Genomic DNA, 19,242 nt, shown 5'->3' with positions numbered 1-19,242 from the left:
TGCCGCGCAGGATCCGGCCCGAGCGATCGAATTCCAACCCGATGATCCAGTCGCCCGGCCAGCCCGAGACGTCGAGCGCCAGGCTGTAATCCGAGCCGTCGCGGACATCATGGCCGAAGACCACCACCCCGCGCGCATCCACCACTTCCTCGCTGATCCAGTCCCCCGGCCAGCCACTGCTGCGCGGGGTGACGATGCCGCCCAGCAGGCGACCGAGCCTGTCATAGGCCAGCGCCACGCCATTGAGGCCGAGGGCCAGAACCTCGCCCTCATCGCCCGGCCAACCGTCATTCAGCACCCGGTCGCGGATCTGGTCGCCCTCGCCCGCGCGCAGCAGCTCGGAATAGATCCCGGCGAAGACATCGTCCGCAGTGAAAATGCCGCGGGTCTGGCCGTTCGACCTGGTCACCAGCGCCTTGCCGTTGCTGCCCTCGGCCAGCACGACACCATCGCCCGGCCAGGATTGCTCGGTCGAGGACAGGACGGAATCGGCCATGTTCTGCGCGACCAGCAGGATCAGGTCGCGCAGGCCGAAGATATCATCGAGACCGAGGGCGCCGATGATCCGGATCTCGCGCGGCGTCGTGTTCTGGATCAGGCCGAGATAGCGGTTGCCGCCGACAACCTCCCCCGCTGCGAAGCTGCTGCCACTGGCCCGCTTCAGGGTGAATCCTTCAGTGCCGATGGTGGCAATCGGATCCGGGCCGGTATTGGTGACCGGCCATTGCAAGCGCACCAATGTTCCCACCGAGGTCGTGACATGCGATTGCGTCGGATCGATCGTGAAGCTCGCCGCCTGGGCCGTGCCGCCCGCGACCTGAACCGGAACGAGGGTATCGCCCCGGTTGCTGCTGTTCTCGATCATGGTCAGCAGCGCCTGCAGCACTGCGTTGAGCGCGACCTCGAACGAATCCTCGTTCGCATACTGGTTCGGCGCCGCCCCGGCGATGGGGAGGTTGAAGGTGGGTGCAGGCATCTGAGCCCTCTGGTCTAGGGGTTGGTGGTCGCGCTGCCGCCCGGGGAGAAGTCCGAGAGGTTGCCCCATTCATCGCGCGCGCGGGCGTAGTAGTAGCGGGTGGTCGCCGCCGCGAGGCCGGTATCGGCATGGCTGACCGAGACCGAGGCCCCGGCCTGGCGCGTGGCCAGAAGCGTCGCCACCAGCGGGTTGTCGACATCGCTGCCATAGATCAGGATGGCCCGCGCACGCTGGTCGTCGGCCTGCGTCGCGACGATGTTGATCCGGCTGGAGCTGACAGCATTGGCCTCGGGCGCCGGTGGGCGCTGGACGACCACGGCGGGGCCGGTCGCGGTGATGGTGTCCGAATAGATCCAGTCGGAGGTCCCGAAGGAGCCGACCGTGCGCACCCGGATGCGATAGGTCTGGCCGGTCTCCGGCCAGGGCACCAGCGCGACGAAGACGCCGTCCTCGTCCCCGGCACTGCGGCTCAGTGTGCCCCCGGATTGCCAGGCGTTCACCGTCAGCCCGAGCGCTTCCACCGACGGCCCGCGCCATTCCCATTCGTAGCCGCGGGCGGAGGCCGAGGCGGATTCCGTCCAGGCGCTCAGCACCCCCGGCACCGTGGTATTGCCCGACGCCCGCGCCGCCGCCGTGCCGGTGACGATCGAGGGCTTCGGCGGCGGCTGCACCCGGCCGGTCGAGGCGACGAAATCGCCCTGAAGCATGTCCCGTTCCTCGGTCGTCGGATCCCAGCTGGTGATCTCGTCCGAAGTCTCGGTCAGCACCGCCGGCAGGCGGATGGTGATCGACTCGTCGTCGTTGATGCCGGCGGCCGGGGCGATGCTCTCGACCTCGTACTTGCCCTCCCAGGCCCCGAAGGGACTGCCGAGATTCACGCGGCAGACCGAGCCGGCGACCAGGTCGAAGCAATCCGGAAACAGCTCCGCGCTCACCTGGCGCTGCATGCGCGAGCGCCAGCCCATGATCTTGCAGATCCGCTGCGCCTGGCGGTGATCGGTGACGAAGTCGAGATCGAAGGTCAGCCGCTTGGCCACGCCGCCATCCGCTGCCTGTGCGCCGGGGATGACATAGACCGGGGTCTCGGCGCTTTCATAGGCACGGTCCGGGGCCGGGAAGCGCGCGACCGCCTCGGTGTAGAGATCATCCGAGCTTTTCCAGCGGGTCAGGTTCAGCGGCTGGCCGGTGGTGACATCGGTGATCGTCTTCGCGCTCAGGCGGAACACCGTCGGGATCAGCGCCAGCCGGCCACCGACGCGCACGAGGCGCGAGGCCCCGGCATCGAGAAGCGGCTGCAGCTGGTCCTCGATCTCGGTGCCATCGGTAAAGGTCAGGATGCCGTCGCAGCGATAGCGCTGGATCGTGCCGCCGGCCTTGACCCCGACCAGCTCCTCGGCGACGTCGGCGCCCCAGGAGAAGGTGTCGATCCTCAGGAAGGCATCGGCATAGGACCGCACCGGGTTGCGGCGCAGCGCGTCGAGAATGATCAGGCCCTGGTTGCGGCTGAACCTGGTCTCGCCGTCGCGCGGATCATAGACCAGCGACCAGTTGCCATCGACATTCAGCTCCGGCGGTGTGGCCGGCCAGCGCTGCGCGCGCGCCTCGTCGCCGCCGCAATGCATGATCGCCCAAAGCACGGTGCGCCCGCGCCAGGCATCATTGGCGCTGAAATGCCCGCCGCTGCCCGACACGATATCGGCCGGCGGCGCGGTCTGGCTGCCGGTCCCGATCCAGTAGCGCACATAGGTCTCGCGGCCGGCGATCTCGACCTCGTCCGAGAAGAAGACGTCGTTCGTGCCCCAGGCGCCACCGCCGGCGGTGAAGTCATGTTCATTGCCGGATTTCTGGACGGCGCGCTTGTCGAGATAGACCGTGAACGGGCCTGCGCTCGCGCGGCTGTTCAGCAGGTAGCAGATATAGAGAAGCTTGCCGCGCACCTTCCAGCCGACCGGCGTGCCCGGCGCCCAGGTCTTGCCATAGACATAGCGATAGGCTGGCAGCGAGGTCGGGCGCGCCAGTTCCCCGCGCACGGCTTCCTGCCGGGGTTTCCGTTGGCTGAGCCTGGCCACGACCATGCTGAGCCCGGCCGAGGCCGCCATCGAGACGATGCCCGCGACCACGCCATAGGCGAAGGACCCGGCTGCCGCCGCGCCAAAGATCGCGCTCGCCACCCAGGCGCCGACAGGAGCCGCGCCGGCGGGATCGGGCAGGACGAAGCCCAGCAGCGCGGTGGTGATCAACAGCAGTTTACGCATGCCAGCCCTTCTCGGCGGATCGCAGGATCGCGAAACCGTCCATGGATTTTCCGGCCCAGATGCCGGGCGCGACGCAGATCAGAAGCGAGCCCGACCCGGGCCCGATGTCGCCGAGGGCCAGCCCGCCCACGGCATGTCCGGGAACCAGTCCCGCGCGTGCGGCCAGATCGTCGGCCAAGGCGCCAAGCCCGCCATACCGGGCCAGCATCCGCTTAGCGCCAAATGCCCCTCGATAGCCCCGGACCGGCGCCATCGGATCGAAGCCCCAGAGCCCGGCGAAGACCGTGCAGGCGGCGCTGCAGCAATCGCAGGGCCCCCAGTCGAAGGGCCGCGACATCACCCGCTCGACCTCGGCCATGACCTGATCCGGGCTCACGGCTCGGGCCAAAGCGTCTTCTGCGCCTCGGCCTGCGCCAGGATCAGGTGGCGACCGGCGGTGTCGCCGGGATAATTGCGCAGCTGGTCCTCATGGCTATGCGCGATCGCGGCCATGGTCCGATAGGACGGGCCGGTGGTCATGGTGACGCGCAGCCCGTACATGAGCGTCGTCGCGCCATCCTCCATCTCGACCTCTTCCGGGGTCATGCCCATGGCGTCGGCGATGCCCGCGGCAATCTCAACCGCACCGAGCAGCACATTGCCGCCGCGCTCGGTCACCGCGCCAAGATAGGCCCGGCAGACCGCGCCCTTGATCGCGGTATTCGAATAGGTCTCCAGCTCGTCGAAATCCGAGACCAGCGTCGCCGTGAACTCGGTCGGCACGCCCCCGAAGGTCTCCTCGGGCATTTCCAGGCGTCCGAACTTGCCGACCCCGGTCCAGGTCTGCACCCCCCAGGTGATGTCGCCCAGGTTGCTATGCGCACGCAGCGGCGCGCCGGGCCAGGCGAGATAGAAGAGGACAACCGGGAAGAAATACGGCCCGCTGATCGCCGAAAGCAGCGCGGCCGGCGTGTTGCGGATCAGGTCCATATGCCGGGATACTCCTGGAAACCGCCGACCTCGTCGGCAAAGACCTCGCGGAAGGTCCAGGTATAGGACCAGTCGCCGCTGACCGGCTGCATCGCCCGCGGCATGCCGCCCTCGACCCGGAAGACCGCCTCGTCCTGCCCGGCCAGCGCCACTCGACCGCCCTGGATGCCGGGGCTGATGTCGAGCTTCAGGGTGACGACACCGTCCGCATTGGTCCGGGCCGGGCGCAGCAACCGGCAGACCGCATAGATGGACGCGTCCGAGCGGTTGTAGACGCGGATAAAATCCCCAGGCCGCCCGACCAGCGTGTTCGGGGGCAGGCTGCCACCGGCCGCCCCGACCGTCAGAAGCGGCCGACCGCCGCTGGTGTCGAGCTGCCCGATCAGCGGGCGGCCGGTGAACCAGTAGAGCGGATCGCCCGCCGCCGTCCGCCATGCCAGCGGCTCGCCTGCCGCCGTGCGCCAGCGCAATTCGTCGCTGCTGCCGATGCTGGCGCTGCGGGCAAGCTCATCGAGCCACCAGTTGATCGGCGTCGATTGCAGGCGGACGGCATGGATGCCGCCTTCCAGAAGATCCTTCAGCATCTCGCAATAGCCCGCGCCCATGCGGCCATTGGCCAGCGCCGAGACCTGCAGCACCGCCATGCGGCGACGCCGTTGCGATGCCTGCATCTGGTCGCGCCCGGTCAGGAGCGAGCGCAGCCGGGCGGTGGGCATCACCGATGTCCACTCGCCCCCGATCGCGGCGACGGGCGGCCAGGGATAGACCTTGATCGGCATGAGCCCCTACCAGTTCTTGGTTTTCTTATTCATGGCGCTGACGACCTGGACCGAGCGCTGGACGCTTCCGGCCTGCGCCTGGACGATCCGGGCCTGCACCTTCGCCATGATCTTGCCGTCATCGCTCAGCGTCAGCTCGGAGGCCCCCATGGCGATGCCGAGCGCGCCGCCCTGCCCCCTTGTCAGGTCCTGGACCCGTTCGCGGGGGTGCATCATGGCGAGGAAGCCGCCCTTGCCATCGAGGCCGCCCGAGCGGGGACCATCTGGGGTGTCGCCGCCGCCGTCGAAGGACAGGAGCCCGCCCACGGTCGAGATCAGCGACGCGCCCCAGCTCGTGGCGCCGAGAACCCCGAGCGCGCCCTTGGCGAATTGCACCTTGGCAATCTCGGCCAGCAGGTTCGCGATAGCATCCCTGGCGGCGTCGGCCCCTTCGAGGACCGAGCCGAAGAGACCGCGGAAGGCATCCTGGCCGCGATCGGTCGCGTCGCGCAGGCTTTCCAGTTTTTCCTCGGCATCGACATAGGCCTCGGCCATGTCGGTAATGCCCTTGCGGACCTCGGGCGTGATCTCGACACCCGCCTTCTGCGCCGCGGTCAGGAGCTTCTGCTCCTCCTCGATCACCGCGAGCGCATGTTCCCAATCGCCGCCCGCCGCCGTCACCTCGGCAATGGCCTCGGCCTGGCGCTGATAGGCGTCGGTCTCGCCCTGGATATCGGCGACGCTGCGCTGGTATTCGTTCTGCCGTTCCCGCCCGCCCCGTCCGCCGCCGCGCCGACCCCGCCTGCCACCGGACCGGCGCGCGTTGCGGCGGGTTTCCGTGGTCAGGTCGCGCCAGGCGTCCTGCTGCCCGGCATCGATGTCGACCTGGTCGAGATGGCCCTGCAACTCGGCATCCGACATCCCGAAATACTCCGAGCCAAAGGTGTCGCGACCGTTCAGGATCTCCTGCTTGCGGCCGGCGATCTCGCCGGCGCGGCGGGCATCGAGCGCATTGCCACCGGCATCGCGCACCGCCTTCGCGGCATTGATCCTGGCATTCATGATCATGCCGCCGCCAATGGCCGAGATCAGCGAATAGGCGCCCTGCAGCTCGGCATTGACCTGCGCCATGGCATCGGCCCAGGCCAGCGTCTGGCTTTCATTGTCATGGAGCGCGGCCAGGGCGTCGTAAAGCGCGTCCTTCTGCGCATCGGTGATGTTCAGCCCCTCGATCGCGGCGGCCTGCTTCTCGAATTCGGCGTCCAGTTCGGCCTGGCGCACCTGCAGCGAGTCCTTGCCATGCTCGGCGATCAGCTGGTTCATCACGAGCTGGCTTTCCAGCGTCGCCAGCAGTTCCTCGGCCTTGGCCGCGTCGGCGGCGCGAATGGCCGCCCGCTTGGCCTCGCCCTCCAGCAAGGCCTGCTGCAGCGGCACCATCTTCTCGTTGATGGCGTTCAGCGCGCCCTCATCTGCCCCCGCCTTCTTCAGCGCATTGAGCTGGGCGGTGTAATCATCGAGGCGCTGGCGCAGCCCGACCAGATAGTCGTCGAGCCCGCCTTCCGGGATCGGCTGCGCGACATAGCCGTAGATCTCGCGCATGGCATTGCCGAGCTTCTCGGCCAAAGCGAGGTTCTCCTGGCTGATCCCGCCATAGCCGAACAGCGTGTCGCTCCAGCTCGACTTGAAGCCGAGGTTGCCGGCCGCCTCGGCGAGGTTTGCGGACTCGATCCGGCCGGCACCGCTGATGCCGCGCTCGCCGAAGGCATCGAAGCCCATGTCGCTATAGGCCTTCGACAGGATTCCGGAGATCGAGGACCTGGTCTTCTCCGCCTCGATCACCATGATCCGGCGCGCGATCTCGGCGCCCTTCCGGGCCTCGTCGCCGTATTTCTTCTCGGCATCGCCGGTATAGAGCAGCGACAGGCTCAGCGCATCGTTATAGGTCGACATGCTGTCCTTCAGCGCCTCGAAGGCATCCCTGGTCTTGCCCGCCTCTTCCTGCGCCGGCATCAGCCATTGGATCGCCGCCGCGCCGAAGCCGATGACACCAATGGTGGCGAGCGAGACCGGGTTCAGCATGCCGACGAAAGCCGAACCAAGTGCGCGCAGCGCCCCGACCCCGCCTCCCATTTGCGTCAGCACCTGGCTGATCTGGGTGCCCTGCTGGAGTGCCAATTGCAGCGGGCTTTGCCCGGCCGCGAGCATGACCCCGATATCGTTGAACTGGGACACCAGGTTGGCATTGGCCCCGGCGGCCGAGCGCAGGTCCCGGCTCGCCGTCGCCGCGCTGTCCTTCAGACCCTTGATCTCGGTCTTGACCTTATTGGTCCCGGCCGCGAAGGCGCCGGTGTCGAGGCTGAGCGTCGCCTTGAGATTTCCGACATTCGCGGTCATCGTCTTGGTCCCTTCCGCGCCTCTTGACGAATGTCTCACGCGGCGATACGTATCACGTAATGATACAGAGCACCCAGGGCACCCTGATCGAACAGGTCCTGGCCGGACGACCCGGCAAGGGATTTCCCGCCAACCTCTTCAAGGTCGCGGTTCGAAAGGTCGCGATGCTGCAGGCGGCGCGGTTGCTGGACGATCTTCGGGCGCCGCCCGCAAATCGCCTCGAAGCCCTGAAGGGTGACAGGGCCGGTCAGCATTCGATCAGGATCAACGACCAATGGCGCATCTGTTTCACCTGGACCGAGAACGGTCCGAGTGACGTCGAAATCGTGGACTACCACTGAAAGGAGCCGCCATGACCACGCTGCAAGTGCCGGTTCATCCCGGCGAAATCCTGAAATACGAGTTCCTGGACGAGATGGGGATCAGCGCCGGCAAACTGGCGCGGCATATCCACGTGCCGCGCACCCGCATCGAGCGCCTGGTCAAGGAAGAAACCGCCATGACCGTGGATACGGCCCAACGCCTGGCCAAGGCCTTCGGCACCTCAGTCGAGTTCTGGATGAACCTTCAGCTGAACTACGACCTCATCACCAACCAGCCAGATCCCGAAGTGGCCGGAATCCAGCCGCTGGCTGCGGCCTGAAATCCAAGCTGCCTATCCGACAGCCGGAGGCAGCGCGCCCCATGACGCGGCCAGGGCGCGCAGGGCCACCTCCAGCTGCTCGGCGGTTTGCGGGGTCGTGCGCTCCGCCTCGGCTTCAACCGGAAAGAACTCGTCATAGCGGGGCAGCTTGCCGGCCATGGCCGCCCCGACCAGGGCGGCGGTGTTCCAGGCCGTGCGGTTGCGCATGGTCATTTCCAGGCGCAACCGCTCCAGCGCGGCATGGATCTCGATCGCATAGAGGCGCGGCGTCAGCCCCCAGAACCTCTCCCCGGCGTAGCCCGCCTTCAGGAAGTTCCGGTAGAGTTGCGCCAGGGTTGCGTCTTCGCCCGCCGCCTCCGCGGGCGCCTCACCTTTCCCGGTTTTGCCTCTCGCGCGGGCGTATCGCCATCGAACGGCATCGCCGCGCCAAGCGCCTGCAGGAGCATGTCCGGGTTGGCGTCGATGATCTCTTCGGCGAGTTCGATCGTCATCCCGGCATCATGGGCCTTGAGCCCGCCATAGAAGAGCGCGCGGATGTCGCGCGCGCTGACCAGGCCGGCATTGACGCCGCCCTGCGCCAAGAGCCGCAGCAGGGTGAAACCGTTCTTGCCGGTCTCTGCCTCATAGGTGCAGATCGCGGCGAAGTTGACGGTCATGGCATGGACCTGCCCCTTGTGGGTCAGGCGCACCTCTCCGTTCAGGTTCATGACCCCTCCTTACGGCGATAATATGACGGCCACAAGGAGCGGCTTGCCGGACGGCTTGATGGTGACCTGCGCGGTCAGCTTGCCTTCGGGCGAGACCTCGCCGGGCGTGTAATTGGTGACGATGCCGGTGAACTGCATCGCCAGCGTGCCGGACGGGAAGATGACCTGGAAATCGCCCTTGCCCGCATCAAATGCGGTCAGCAGCGGGTCGGAGATCGCCGGGATCCAGTTGATGGTGAAGGTGCAGTCCGAGGCGGTCTTCAGCCCGGCGATGAACTCGGCCCAGCCCTCGGGGCTTTGCAGATGCGTGGCATCGACCGTGTTCCGGGTCCAGCCCGGCAGCGTGATGTTGGTGACCTCGGCGGTGTCGGTATAGGTCGAACCACTCTTGATCCCGAACTTGGAACCGAGGCCGATCTGGGCGGCGGTCGCAGGCATGATCTGCCCTCCTGATGATGATCGATGGGTCCGTCACCCCTCGGGGGTGATCGGCAGGGTTGCGGGCGGCAGCCACTGGGTCACGCGAAAGCTCATCACCAGGGTGCCGACATTGCGCATGCCGTCGGTATTGGTGACGACGGTGGTCTCGTCGAGGAAGCAGGCCCGGTCCGGACGCCGTAGCGCGGTGATCACCAGCGCCTCGATCACCTCGCTGTCCTGGTCGAGCACATCCTCGACCTCGTCATGACCGGCGCGGCGCAGCGCGACCTGCAGCAGCGTCCGGCGCGCCGTGCTGGTCATGCTGTCCTGTTCACAGCGATCCTGCGGCGTCAGTACCCCGAAGACCGGCAGGGTGTCGTGATCGATGGCGCCCGACCAGACCAGCAGGACGGTGAAGCCGGCGAAATGCGGGTGCGCCTGCAACGCGTCGCGCACCGCGATCCGGCATTCGGTGCGGAAATGTGCCATGCTTCCCCCCTCAACTGCCGACGATCTGCAATTCGCAGATCAGGAACGCGTCCGATGCCGGCGAGCCGGTCGGATGCACGACCATGATCTGGAAGGTCCGACCGTCCGGGACGGTAATGCGGTCGCCGCGCCGGGCTTCCGGCGCAAGGTCGCGCCCGACCCGCCAGGTCGGCGCGTCGATGCGGACGATCTGGCCGTCCGCACCCTCGACCTCGATCGGGGCCTCGCGAAAGATCGACTGGATCTGGCGCGAGAATCCAGTCGCAGGGACATAGCCCACCGTCCCGCCCAGGATGCCAGACAGGATGCCCGACATCCCGTCGAAGATCGACATCAGCGGATGACGCCGTCGAGCAGCACGATCCCGGTCGCCGACGGGCTCGCCGTCACCTCCACCGCGGCGCCGATCAGCTTGTTGCCGCTGGCCGTGGTCGTCACGACCTTGCCGGTATCGTCCCAGTAGACCTTGGCGCCGGCCGTCCAGGCCTGGGCCGAGGTTTTCGGCAACTCGAAAACGCCGCGGCGAACCAGGACGACCGCTTCGCCGATCTCGGCGTCGCTCTGGGCAACCCCGAAGATGTCGCCGACCAGCACACCCGCACCGCTGGTGACAGCGGCGGCCATGGCCAGGGTGATGTGCTCACCCGGCTGGATCCAGTTTTTCATGATCTTCTCTCCATGAAAGGGAAACGACGAAGGGCGGCCGAAGCCGCCCTTTCGTCAGAGGAATTGAACTGGGCTCAGGCGCCGTTGTTCTTGTAGGAGCCTTTGTATTCGACGGCCGCCGCGCCGAAGATATGGCGGGCGTTCATCGTCACCGCGTCTGGGTTCATGCCCTCGATCGTCTGCACGGTCGGTGCATTGTAGCCTTCGAGATAAGCATGCGCGATCGGCGGCAGGTCACTGGAGATCAGGTACCAGGCGGTATCCGAGCCGCCTGCAGCCGCCCCCAGGTTCGGCACCACGCTGGGCGCGAGCGTCGACTTGTAGGGATTGACGTTGCCATCCACCGCGGGCGTCACCGCCGTGGCGAATTGCAGCGCCACCAGCTCAAGCGCCGGGGGAACGATCAGCCGGTCGGGCTCGACCTGCATGAAATCGTCCTTGTCCTTGGTGCCGAAAGCGCGCTGTTCCCACATCGCCTTGCGCGCCGCCGCGACCGAGGCCGCCGAGATCGCCGCTGCCGCACCGCCCGAAGCCAGGTTGCTGTGGCTGGCGTGAAACAGTGCGGTATTGTCGGATTTCAGCGCGGCGTTCGCGCGGATCAACGCCCAGACCATGGAATTTTCCATGCTGCGCGCCGCCATCGCGAATTCCATGGGAATGCGCTGGAAGGCACCCATGTCATCGTTCACGACCGCCTCGAAGGTCAGCTTGATCGTGCGCCCGCGGCGTTCGACCTTCAGGCCCTCGGCCTCATCCGCCAGCACCGCCGACTGGTATTCGCCATTTTCGGCCACCGGCTTCAGCGAGAAATCACCGCCAAAGCGGACCGAATGCAGCTCGCGGAAGTCGGTCGCGCGCAGCGGCGCGCCGGTCACCAATTGCCAGGTGGCGGCGCGACGCTGATAGGCCGCCTGCAGGGTGCGGTTCATCACCTCGGTGGTGACATAGGCAAAGTCGCTGGTCCCGAATGCGCCGCCCATCATGGTGGTCGACCGCATGCCGCGGCGAATGGCTTCGGTGTCATTGAAACCGCGCGAGGGTCCCGCAAGCTCCATGGCGAGATGGCGGATGCGCATGCCGCGGAACTGCTGGGCCGGGCCCTCGGCCTGCCCCATCATCGCGCCGATCATGCCTTCCAGGCGGGTTTCGCCCTCGTCGCGGGTGACGCTGGTGCGTTGGCCGGCGGTGCGACCGGCAGGTTCGGCAGCGGCCATGGTGGCCATGAAGCGCGAACCGGCAACATCCGCGGTCACGCCCTCATCGATCAGCGCATCGACATCGGCCTGCATCAGGCGACCCGAGGCGAGGAACGGCGCGGCCATCTCGCGGATGGCGCGGGTCCGGGCGCGCTCTCCGGCCAGGACGTCGGCGGTGCTCGGCTGCTGCATGTTTGCCGGCGGGGCGGCCGGAGCATTCCCGGGCGCCTGCATGGTTGCGGGGGGATCGGTCACCACGGGCGGATTGGCCGGCGGCGCTGCGGTCGGATCGTCATTGGCCATCATAGCCTCCTTCTGATTGTTGCCGCGCGCAGCGGCGGGAAAATGATCGGGCCGCCCGGCCCGCTCGTTGCTCTGCATCGAACCTGCCTCGATCCGGGCGCGCAGCGTCCGGTTGCCCCCCATGACGGCGGCGCGCGCGGCTTCGAGTGTCGCCGTCTCGGCCTGCGGAGCGCCCTCGGCCACAATTCCGTCGGCAAAGCCTTCCGAGATGGCGGCGTCGGGACCGAACCATGTTTCGGCCTTCATGATTTTGCGGGCTTCTTCTGGAGTCTTGCCCGAGGCAGCGGCATAGACCGCGGCATAGGTCGACGCGATGACGGCCAGCTGATCGGCGGCGCGCCGGGTTTCCTCCTCATTGCCCCAGACCCCGCCCGAGGGATCATGGATCATGATGTGCGAACCGGCCGACATCAATCGCTCGGCGCCCGCCATCAGGATCAGCGATGCGGCCGACGCCGCCAGCCCCTCCACGATGATGCGGCATCCGCCGGCATGACCGGCCAACATGGCGCGGATCTGCTCGCCCGCGTTCACATGCCCCCCAACCGAGTTGATCCGGACCGTCAACCTGCCCTCGCCCAGGGATGCCAGCGCGGTGCGGACCATCGACGGGCAGAAGAAAACGTCCTCGTCCCACATCCAGCCCAGCCAGGAATCGTCGATGACATTGCCGCTGAGGATCAGCTCGCCATTCGAGATCAGATCAGCCCCGGTTTTCATCGCTTTCATCCTCTTCTGCTTGGGGTTCGCTGTCTTTTGCCGCAGTCGATCTTGCGGCGGGCGGCTTCAGACCGGCAGCGGCATCGGCCTGCTGATCCGCCAGACGTTCTTCACGAATCCGGTCCGGATCGCGGCCCAGCTCGCGCTGCACGCCCTGCCGGCTGTTCAGCCCAGCATCGACCTCTTCGATCATGGCGGGGATTTCCTTCGTCGGATCGACGAGGATACGGCGCGGCGGCGTCCAGTCGATGGTGAAGTCGATGCCGCGATGCCCGGCCAGCGCCAGCCCCTCGCGGAACCAGCGCTCCATCCCGGCGCCGAACTGCGCGATCATCAACCCGCGCTGCCACATGCGGACCAACCGATCCATTTCGTTGCGGCCAAGCCGGCCAGACGAAAAGTTCGTGTGACGAAGATCCCCGGTCAAAGCCTCATAGGTGATCCCCAGTCCCGCGGCGATGGTCCGGAGCCCGGTTTCCATGAACTCGCCGTAGCCCTCGACCGTGGGTGGATTGGTCGATACCGGCTCCGCGCCCTCGGGCAGTTCCACGATGGCACCGGGTTCCAGCGCCTCGAGCCCAGCCCCGGCCTTCGTGCTCCGGGCCGAACCGACTGCCCATTTCAGCATGATCGCCAGCAGCGCCGACATCCTCTGTTTGAGGATCTGCGCCTCCTGGTAGTCGGAGAGCTCGCCCAGCGTCATCATGACAGGCGCGAGCCACGGCACCCCGCGCAACTGGCCGGGTCGTTTGAAACGACGAATATGGATCACATCCGACCAATGCACCCGCGTCGATTCCTGCGGCTTGCGATGGCGGATCGCGCCCGGGTGTTCCGGCAGGAAATGATAGGCCTCTACCGCCCCGGTCGGACCATATTCCACCCCTTCAAAGACGAGGTTATCGCCGTGGCTCTGGATCGCCATGTCGAGGCAATCCGCCTCCAGCAGCTCGACCTGGTAGGGCAGCGCCAGATTGCCCTGAAACCGTGGCGATCGCATGCGTCGGCGCAGCAGCACCTCGCCATCGGTAAAGACGGTCGACATGCAAATCTGCTGCATCTCGAAGAGATCGTATTCACCCAGGGTATCGATGTCGTTCGACAGCAAATGCCGCTTCAGAAGCTCTTCGACCGTCGCCTTCGCATTCGCGCTGGTCGACCGGATCGAGGGGGCGATGCCCTCGCCCACGACGTTCGCGACGACGACGTCCCGCGCCCGCGCCGCGTAGGCGCGGTTGCGCAACATGTCGCGGCTGAGCTGTCTGAGCCGGGCGCGCGAGCCGAAGGCTGCAGCATCGGCCGCGGTGGCCGGCGCCTTCCAGCCATAGGTCCGCCGACCGCGCGAGGCCGCGTCGTAGTTCATGACAATGGCGGTCTGCGCGCGTGCCGTGGCCCGTCGCAGTCCGGCCGCCGGGCTGAAGAACCCGACAGCCCGATCGAGAATGTTCATCAGAGGCCTCGCGTGGTCCGGGGATAGCTGACACCGAAGGCAGGGCCGCGCGCGCCGGCGAGTTCCGCCTCGATCATTGCCAGCGTGGCGCGCATATCGGCGAGCGATCGAAACTTGACCCGCTCGCCGGCGACTTCGACCTCGGACGCGCCCTTGGCGATCGAGGCCCGCAGGCGATCGGCATCAGCCTGTGTATAGGACATGGCTCAGCGCCTCCTGAGGAAATTGATCTTGCGCGGGATTTCCGCGACAGGAACATCGCGTGCGCTTTCCGGATCGTTGGGCCGCGCCAGCGGCACCGCGTTCAGGTTGGTCAAACCTGCTACGCACCAGGCGGGCGGGGCCTCCCAGTTCACCCGGTTCAGCCCCTTGTGTTCTGCCACCGCCAGGCCCTGCACCGAATGGTCGAGGCTCTCGTTGCGCAGCACGCCCTTCTTCAGTTCCCAGCCCTTTTCCCCGCGGATCTCCGCGAGGTGTTCGGCCAGATGCTCCGCGCCCATCCATTGCGGAATATGCTGGGCGCCGACCGGGGTATCGGTTCGCCCGAGCGCCGCGATCACCGAATCCTTCAGCCGATCCACCGCCATGTTCAGAAGCTTGATGCCCCGGCCCTTGCCGCCGCCCGATGACCGTTCCGGCGCTTCGTGCCAGACCCGATCCCGCTGGTTGAAGCCTCCGCGCCCGATCGAGAGGAAGTACCTGCCGCCCTGCCCTTCGCGGTTCTGCTTGCGCCAGAATTTCTCGGCATTGTCCGACCAACCCTTCGGGCCGTTGAAGTCGATGGCCACCGCCAACGGCCTCAGCCCCCAGTCCGCGCCATCCACCGGAAAGACCAGATCGGCCAGTTCCGCGAGCACGTCCGCGTCCTGGGCATAGCGCCCGGGATCGACAGCGCGGTATTTGCCGTCGTCGCCCTTGGCGTTGGGTGCGTGCTCCGGCGGCTGATGGATGGCATATCGGTCGATCGCCACCCGCCGGCCTTCCTCGCCCCAGGCCATGGCCATGACTTCGAAGCGATTGCCCTGCACGTCCACCTGGACAGTGATGAACCGCGTCCAGCTGGGCGCGATGCGTTTGGGCAGCGACAGCGCATGCTGCTGCAGCATTTCCAGCGTCAGCGCGTCTTCATCGTCATCCTTCGGACGCTGATACGGCACGCCGATTTCGGTGTAATGCACCCCGGCGAAGTCCAGATCGTCGCCGGAAATCTCGAAAGTGCGCCGCGCGGTCTCGTAGCGCTCGACCAGCCCGGACCACGATGCGAATGCAGCGGCGGCGCCATTGAAGGCGTAACTCGCAAAAGGTGTGTTCCGCACCAGCGGATCGTCGATCCGGACAAGGCGGCGCTGACCTGTCTCTTCGTCCACCTCGCGGCCCTCGTGAAGCCAGCCGCCGTGATGGGACATGGCGCGCCGGTTCATCTCGGGCTTGTGCCGGTGCGACAGGACCGATCCGCAATGGGGGCAGACCATCACCGCCATGTCGCCCGCTTCGCCCGGATCGAGATCCCGGTCGTAATCAAGCCGCGCGAAGCTCGGCTCGTAAAGCCCGTCGCAATCCATGCACTGCCAGTACCAGCGCCCTCGCGTCCCCTCATTGTAGAGGTTGACGATGCCGCCGGTGGTCGCGGGGAGAAGGTGCGGTTCCAGCGCGCTCGCTGGCCGCACCATCATCTCGTCCACCGGGAATGCCGGGGTGCTTTCGGCAAAGACGCAACCCCTGCTCAGGAAGGTCCGGATCCGCTGCAGCGCCATGCCCCAGGGCGAAGCCTCCGGGGCATCCTTTGGGCCCAATCGCTGCGGCATGTGATCGTAATCGGTCAGCAGCACCATGCGCTGCGACCTGGATGATAGCTGGTTCGGGACCGGATAGCCGATGCCGAGGCGCATGCCCTTGAACCGTTTGCGGCTGAAGGTGCTGTCCTCGCGGGCCTTGCCGAGACGTTCCGCCAGCAGCGGGCTGTTCAGGATGGCCGGATCCAGCTTCTCCTCGACCCAGGCGTCCGCATCGGTCTTGGTCATATGGATCAGCTGTACCGGTCCCGGGGCACAGGTAATCGCATGCGCCGCCACCGACAGCAGCATCTGCGATTTGCCCGACTGCGATGGGCCGACGAAAATCACGCCCTTGAAGCGGCGGGATTGCGAGATGTCCTGCGGCTCGACGGTATAGGGCGCGACGTTCCGATCGTAGCCGCCCCAGCGCCCGGCAATGGGAACGCGCAAGGATCGTTCTGCTGCATCGGTCACCGAAACGCGGCTGGGCGGATCGAGGAGCGGCAGGGCGTCCGCGACCAGTTCTTCGGGCGTCAGGAACGGAGGCAGCGGTGGAATGCGACTGACCTGCCCCATCCCGCGATCGAGCATCATCACCATGATCAGAGATCCATTTCCGATTGCCGGCCTGAGATCGCGACGACCGAACCGGCCCGCGAAACCCGCTCCTCGATCAGCCGCTTGGCCTCGCCGCGCACCTGGTCGCAATATTCCTCGAGCTGGGCGACCTGCGTCGCAGTCAGGCCGAAGTTCATTTCCGCGAAGTCCGGCAGGTTATCCATCGCGGTGCCGAAGGCGACCAACATGTCCTCGGTCAAGGCGCGGACCCGATCGGCGCGTAGTAGATCGCCGCGCTGCTCGGCAACCCGGTTGCGGTGGTATTCCGCCTCGGAGAGCTTGCGCAGCTCGTCCGCCGAAAGGTGCCCCTCCTCTTCCGCCTGATCCTCGTCGAGGTTGCGAAACGCGAGGGCCGCCTGCGAGGCCAGCTCGTCGGCGCGCAGCTTCGTCGCCCTGGTCCGGTCGTCGCGATCCTGTCGCCAGGCCCAGCAATGCAACAGCCGGAACTCATAGGCGACGCCGTTCTGGCCACTGGACATGACCGGCATGCCCTTGTTCACCCAATCGGTGACTGCGTTCACCGACACGCGGAACGCGGCGGCAAGCTGGACCCGGTTCAAAGGCGTGCCGTCATCCTCGACGCCATCGGGGAGCGGATAGCGTGCAAGATCGAGCACGCTCCCGTCCGAGAGCGTGAGAAGTTCAGACATGACAATCCCAACATGAACAACAGCAACCACAACAGCAGTAAGCCGTTGACATTGCTGCCATGAATCTAACGGGGCCCGAATTACCCCCGTGCACGAACCTTGCCGGAAGGACCCAAACCCGGTCCCGGTCGGTTACCCGCGTCCAGCTGCCCGGGCCGCGCGCGCCTCGATCTGGCGGCGAAGATGATCGGGCAATCTCAGCCGGAACACCTCGTCGGCACCGTCATAGAAGCCGAGCCGCTGTTCGTAATGCGGCGCGGTCCGGGTGAAGCGCAGCACCTGGTAAATGATCCCGTCCGGGTCCCGCTTCCATATCCCGGCAGGCAGGCGGCTGTCCCGGCTCGGGACGAAGAACCCTGCCCGCTTCCGGTTGCGCTTGCGTGACGCCTTGGTCGTGTTGGCCGTGCTGTCGCGCTGCGCCTGCACCGCCGATAAGGCTTGCGTCCGTTCCCCTCTTGCCCAGTTGCCATAGGCATCGAGCTTGGCGAAGGGCGCAGGCGCGACCCCGGCAATGATGCCGTCATAGGCCAGCCGGGCATCGAGCAGCTGTTCCAGCCCGGTACGCGGGCGCAGGCCGCCGCTTTCCTGCACCTTCAGATAGTCACGCCTGGCCTGGCGCGGCATCTCGAAGACCGAGGCCTCGAGCCGTTCGGTATGGGCCTTCCGCATCCCGAAGGCGTTCCGGGTAAAGCTGGTCGGGCGGTCAAAGACCGTGTCGACCCGCCCCCGGATATGGGCCAGCACATCGGCAGCAGTCAGGTCGAGCGCATCCTTGGCAGCCCATTTGACCTTCTGGGCCGAAAGCTGGGACAGGCTGTCCTGCAGGTCGCGGTCATCCAGCGCGAGGGTGAACATGATGCCTCCGAATGCAGGCTTTCCACCGGCTGGCCGCACTGAAGCGATGCCATCAGCTATTGCAAAGCGCCCGCGCAGATCTTTCTGCCGGGCGCCTCGTATACCGAATTCTACCCTTCAACCGACTGGGTGCGGATGATCAAAGCACGAAATCACTCGCGACAAGGTTTGTTGCCCCAATCACGTTGAAGGCCAGATCTGGGTGTCCATCGCCATTGGTGTCGGCCTGAACAACCGAAACACCATTCGGCTGTCGAATGACACGAAGTTCCCCGGCCTCGCCGGTAAACCTGCCATCGCCAATAAAATGGAAGGCGTCGTTGCCAAACCGGTCCGTTTTCGCATCGATCGCTGAAAGCACCAACTTGTCGCCCTGAGATCTACTGAAATCAAGGATGACATCCTGCATTCCCGGCACGGGCGCACTGTCGTTGACGTTCAGGAACACGAACCGATCCGCCCCCACGCCTCCCCAAAGACGATCTCCCCCGGCCGAACCCACCAGAATGTCCGCACCTGCATCGCCGTAGAGCGTGTCTGCACCGACTCCGCCAAGTAGACTGTCGGCTTCGGTGCCACCGCGCAGTAGGTCATTGCCCGCGTCTCCACTGAGGGTGTCGTTTCCTTGTCCACCGATCATGGTATCGTTCGCCTCACCCCCGGCAAGGCGATCATTTCCCGCATCACCGTTAAGAAAGTCGACCCCTCCCGCGCCGACCAGATGGTCCGAGCCGCCTCCGCCAAACAGGCGATCGGCGCCGATGTCGCCCGAGAGCGTATCGACCCCTTCGCCTCCGAGAAGCAGATCCGCGTCCGCCCCCCCCATCAGAAGATCGTTGCCAGCGCCCCCTTGGAGTGTATCGCGACCCCAATCTCCCATCAGGGTGTCCCAGCCCCCATTGCCGATGATGCTGTCATTGCCTGAAAAGCCCCGGACATAATCCGAGAACTCACCGAGACTGACGATATCGTTGCCTCCAAGCATGCGTGCGAGAATGGCGCGATCGTCATCGCCTCGATAGGTGTAAGCAGCGTTGACGAAGTCGGTTGCCGGAATGCTGAAGCCTTCTATGAGCACCAACCGCTGGGACCCATGATACCAGCCAAAGGAGGTGACCGTTCCAGCATAGGGAACGTCATAGGAGTTATAGCGAAACCCAGATCCCGTGAACGTGTCACGAAAGCCGTTTCCGAAGTATGCCGTGAATCGGCTGGAGGACGTCGAATAGTCCTCACCGTATAGCAGAGTCGAAAAATCGACATCGGTGACATCCAGAACTACTGATGGATGAATCGTGATACGCGCCATTCCGAGATACCGCCCATTTCCGCAATGCAATGCGAGAAGCGATATCAGTCAGGGAAACAACCACAAGCTATGCTTATGGTTAGAAATTT

General features: G+C 66.0%; 21 protein-coding genes. 2 read left to right on the top strand and 19 right to left on the bottom strand.

Annotated features, from left to right (window positions below):
* The 6 genes from ACO2Q4_RS22690 to ACO2Q4_RS22665 form a co-directional block, all read right to left on the bottom strand.
* Positions 1-976: hypothetical protein (locus tag ACO2Q4_RS22690; RefSeq protein ID WP_423322045.1), on the bottom strand; the 976-nt coding region annotated here is incomplete at its 3' end.
* 14 nt (positions 977-990) lie between these two features.
* On the bottom strand, positions 991-3,231 hold the full coding sequence (locus tag ACO2Q4_RS22685; RefSeq protein ID WP_423322044.1) for a phage tail protein: 2,241 nt from the start codon (positions 3,229-3,231) through the stop codon (positions 991-993).
* Positions 3,224-3,607, bottom strand: a complete 384-nt coding sequence (locus ACO2Q4_RS22680; protein WP_423322043.1) for a DUF6950 family protein — start codon at positions 3,605-3,607, stop codon at positions 3,224-3,226. The genes ACO2Q4_RS22685 and ACO2Q4_RS22680 overlap by 8 nt, the downstream gene beginning before the upstream one ends.
* Positions 3,604-4,200 carry a hypothetical protein gene (locus ACO2Q4_RS22675; protein WP_423322042.1) on the bottom strand — a complete coding sequence of 199 codons (597 nt, stop codon included), beginning with the start codon at positions 4,198-4,200 and terminating at the stop codon, positions 3,604-3,606. The genes ACO2Q4_RS22680 and ACO2Q4_RS22675 overlap by 4 nt, the downstream gene beginning before the upstream one ends.
* Complete coding sequence (locus ACO2Q4_RS22670) at positions 4,191-4,979, bottom strand: hypothetical protein (protein WP_423322041.1); 789 nt, start codon at positions 4,977-4,979, stop codon at positions 4,191-4,193. The genes ACO2Q4_RS22675 and ACO2Q4_RS22670 overlap by 10 nt, the downstream gene beginning before the upstream one ends.
* A 6-nt stretch (positions 4,980-4,985) precedes the next feature.
* Positions 4,986-7,352, bottom strand: coding sequence for a phage tail length tape measure family protein (locus ACO2Q4_RS22665; protein ID WP_423322040.1), 2,367 nt, complete (start codon positions 7,350-7,352; stop codon positions 4,986-4,988).
* A 59-nt stretch (positions 7,353-7,411) separates the two neighbouring features.
* On the opposite strand from ACO2Q4_RS22665, the gene ACO2Q4_RS22660 reads away from it, so the two are divergent.
* Positions 7,412-7,693, top strand: a complete 282-nt coding sequence (locus ACO2Q4_RS22660; RefSeq protein WP_423322039.1) for a type II toxin-antitoxin system RelE/ParE family toxin — start codon at positions 7,412-7,414, stop codon at positions 7,691-7,693.
* An 11-nt stretch (positions 7,694-7,704) separates the two neighbouring features.
* Entirely contained in the window at positions 7,705-7,995 is a 291-nt protein-coding gene (locus tag ACO2Q4_RS22655; RefSeq protein WP_423322038.1) for a HigA family addiction module antitoxin, read from the top strand.
* 12 nt (positions 7,996-8,007) lie between these two features.
* Here the strand turns inward: ACO2Q4_RS22655 and ACO2Q4_RS22650 are convergent, their stop codons facing one another.
* The 13 genes from ACO2Q4_RS22650 to ACO2Q4_RS22590 all read right to left on the bottom strand — a co-directional run bounded on the left by ACO2Q4_RS22650 (position 8,008) and on the right by ACO2Q4_RS22590 (position 19,153).
* The gene (locus tag ACO2Q4_RS22650; RefSeq protein ID WP_423322037.1) at positions 8,008-8,202 is read right to left on the bottom strand and encodes a hypothetical protein; all 195 of its coding nucleotides are present in this window, start codon (positions 8,200-8,202) and stop codon (positions 8,008-8,010) included.
* A gap of 98 nt (positions 8,203-8,300) precedes the next feature.
* Positions 8,301-8,702 (bottom strand): hypothetical protein, encoded by a 402-nt coding sequence (locus tag ACO2Q4_RS22645; protein WP_423322036.1) that lies wholly within the window; start codon positions 8,700-8,702, stop codon positions 8,301-8,303.
* A 9-nt stretch (positions 8,703-8,711) separates the two neighbouring features.
* Positions 8,712-9,140 carry a phage tail tube protein gene (locus ACO2Q4_RS22640; protein ID WP_423322035.1) on the bottom strand — a complete coding sequence of 143 codons (429 nt, stop codon included), beginning with the start codon at positions 9,138-9,140 and terminating at the stop codon, positions 8,712-8,714.
* A 33-nt stretch (positions 9,141-9,173) separates the two neighbouring features.
* Positions 9,174-9,611 carry a hypothetical protein gene (locus tag ACO2Q4_RS22635; RefSeq protein ID WP_423322034.1) on the bottom strand — a complete coding sequence of 146 codons (438 nt, stop codon included), beginning with the start codon at positions 9,609-9,611 and terminating at the stop codon, positions 9,174-9,176.
* A 10-nt stretch (positions 9,612-9,621) separates the two neighbouring features.
* The gene (locus ACO2Q4_RS22630) at positions 9,622-9,945 is read right to left on the bottom strand and encodes a head-tail joining protein (RefSeq protein ID WP_423322033.1); all 324 of its coding nucleotides are present in this window, start codon (positions 9,943-9,945) and stop codon (positions 9,622-9,624) included.
* Positions 9,945-10,277 (bottom strand): DUF2190 family protein, encoded by a 333-nt coding sequence (locus tag ACO2Q4_RS22625; RefSeq protein WP_423322032.1) that lies wholly within the window; start codon positions 10,275-10,277, stop codon positions 9,945-9,947. The genes ACO2Q4_RS22630 and ACO2Q4_RS22625 overlap by 1 nt, the downstream gene beginning before the upstream one ends.
* Positions 10,278-10,351: 74 nt before the next feature.
* Positions 10,352-12,496: a head maturation protease, ClpP-related gene (locus ACO2Q4_RS22620; RefSeq protein ID WP_423322031.1), complete on the bottom strand. Its 2,145-nt coding sequence runs from the start codon at positions 12,494-12,496 to the stop codon at positions 10,352-10,354.
* Positions 12,480-13,946, bottom strand: a complete 1,467-nt coding sequence (locus tag ACO2Q4_RS22615) for a phage portal protein (protein ID WP_423322030.1) — start codon at positions 13,944-13,946, stop codon at positions 12,480-12,482. The genes ACO2Q4_RS22620 and ACO2Q4_RS22615 overlap by 17 nt, the downstream gene beginning before the upstream one ends.
* On the bottom strand, positions 13,946-14,149 hold the full coding sequence (locus ACO2Q4_RS22610) for a phage head-tail joining protein (protein ID WP_423322029.1): 204 nt from the start codon (positions 14,147-14,149) through the stop codon (positions 13,946-13,948). The genes ACO2Q4_RS22615 and ACO2Q4_RS22610 overlap by 1 nt, the downstream gene beginning before the upstream one ends.
* A 3-nt stretch (positions 14,150-14,152) precedes the next feature.
* Entirely contained in the window at positions 14,153-16,321 is a 2,169-nt protein-coding gene (locus tag ACO2Q4_RS22605) for a terminase gpA endonuclease subunit (RefSeq protein ID WP_423322028.1), read from the bottom strand.
* Positions 16,322-16,323: 2 nt separating this feature from the next.
* The gene (locus ACO2Q4_RS22600; RefSeq protein ID WP_423322027.1) at positions 16,324-16,989 is read right to left on the bottom strand and encodes a hypothetical protein; all 666 of its coding nucleotides are present in this window, start codon (positions 16,987-16,989) and stop codon (positions 16,324-16,326) included.
* A gap of 132 nt (positions 16,990-17,121) precedes the next feature.
* On the bottom strand, positions 17,122-17,844 hold the full coding sequence (locus tag ACO2Q4_RS22595; RefSeq protein WP_423322026.1) for a hypothetical protein: 723 nt from the start codon (positions 17,842-17,844) through the stop codon (positions 17,122-17,124).
* Positions 17,845-17,983: 139 nt separating this feature from the next.
* Positions 17,984-19,153, bottom strand: coding sequence for a calcium-binding protein (locus tag ACO2Q4_RS22590; protein ID WP_423322025.1), 1,170 nt, complete (start codon positions 19,151-19,153; stop codon positions 17,984-17,986).
* Positions 19,154-19,242 lie beyond the last annotated feature (89 nt).

It is taken from the genome of Paracoccus sp. KR1-242 (assembly GCF_049446195.1).
GTDB classification, from domain to species: Bacteria; Pseudomonadota; Alphaproteobacteria; order Rhodobacterales; family Rhodobacteraceae; genus Paracoccus; species Paracoccus broussonetiae.
Note: the sequence above shows the minus strand (reverse complement) of the source record. Positions and strands in the feature narration are given on the sequence as shown.

What these genes read in the sequence shown, in the direction of transcription:
- ACO2Q4_RS22630 (WP_423322033.1), bottom strand. Translation starts at nt 9,945, where the DNA reads ATGTCGATCTTCGACGGGATGTCGGGCATCCTGTCTGGCATCCTGGGC.
- ACO2Q4_RS22625 (WP_423322032.1), bottom strand. Translation starts at nt 10,277, where the DNA reads ATGAAAAACTGGATCCAGCCGGGTGAGCACATCACCCTGGCCATGGCC.
- ACO2Q4_RS22655 (WP_423322038.1), top strand. Translation starts at nt 7,705, where the DNA reads ATGACCACGCTGCAAGTGCCGGTTCATCCCGGCGAAATCCTGAAATAC.
- ACO2Q4_RS22645 (WP_423322036.1), bottom strand. Translation starts at nt 8,702, where the DNA reads ATGAACCTGAACGGAGAGGTGCGCCTGACCCACAAGGGGCAGGTCCAT.
- ACO2Q4_RS22675 (WP_423322042.1), bottom strand. Translation starts at nt 4,200, where the DNA reads ATGGACCTGATCCGCAACACGCCGGCCGCGCTGCTTTCGGCGATCAGC.
- ACO2Q4_RS22620 (WP_423322031.1), bottom strand. Translation starts at nt 12,496, where the DNA reads ATGAAAACCGGGGCTGATCTGATCTCGAATGGCGAGCTGATCCTCAGC.
- ACO2Q4_RS22595 (WP_423322026.1), bottom strand. Translation starts at nt 17,844, where the DNA reads ATGTTCACCCTCGCGCTGGATGACCGCGACCTGCAGGACAGCCTGTCC.
- ACO2Q4_RS22640 (WP_423322035.1), bottom strand. Translation starts at nt 9,140, where the DNA reads ATGCCTGCGACCGCCGCCCAGATCGGCCTCGGTTCCAAGTTCGGGATC.
- ACO2Q4_RS22615 (WP_423322030.1), bottom strand. Translation starts at nt 13,946, where the DNA reads ATGAACATTCTCGATCGGGCTGTCGGGTTCTTCAGCCCGGCGGCCGGA.
- ACO2Q4_RS22635 (WP_423322034.1), bottom strand. Translation starts at nt 9,611, where the DNA reads ATGGCACATTTCCGCACCGAATGCCGGATCGCGGTGCGCGACGCGTTG.
- ACO2Q4_RS22610 (WP_423322029.1), bottom strand. Translation starts at nt 14,149, where the DNA reads ATGTCCTATACACAGGCTGATGCCGATCGCCTGCGGGCCTCGATCGCC.
- ACO2Q4_RS22685 (WP_423322044.1), bottom strand. Translation starts at nt 3,231, where the DNA reads ATGCGTAAACTGCTGTTGATCACCACCGCGCTGCTGGGCTTCGTCCTG.
- ACO2Q4_RS22670 (WP_423322041.1), bottom strand. Translation starts at nt 4,979, where the DNA reads ATGCCGATCAAGGTCTATCCCTGGCCGCCCGTCGCCGCGATCGGGGGC.
- ACO2Q4_RS22665 (WP_423322040.1), bottom strand. Translation starts at nt 7,352, where the DNA reads ATGACCGCGAATGTCGGAAATCTCAAGGCGACGCTCAGCCTCGACACC.
- ACO2Q4_RS22590 (WP_423322025.1), bottom strand. Translation starts at nt 19,153, where the DNA reads ATGGCGCGTATCACGATTCATCCATCAGTAGTTCTGGATGTCACCGAT.
- ACO2Q4_RS22605 (WP_423322028.1), bottom strand. Translation starts at nt 16,321, where the DNA reads ATGGTGATGATGCTCGATCGCGGGATGGGGCAGGTCAGTCGCATTCCA.
- ACO2Q4_RS22660 (WP_423322039.1), top strand. Translation starts at nt 7,412, where the DNA reads ATGATACAGAGCACCCAGGGCACCCTGATCGAACAGGTCCTGGCCGGA.
- ACO2Q4_RS22600 (WP_423322027.1), bottom strand. Translation starts at nt 16,989, where the DNA reads ATGTCTGAACTTCTCACGCTCTCGGACGGGAGCGTGCTCGATCTTGCA.
- ACO2Q4_RS22650 (WP_423322037.1), bottom strand. Translation starts at nt 8,202, where the DNA reads ATGCGCAACCGCACGGCCTGGAACACCGCCGCCCTGGTCGGGGCGGCC.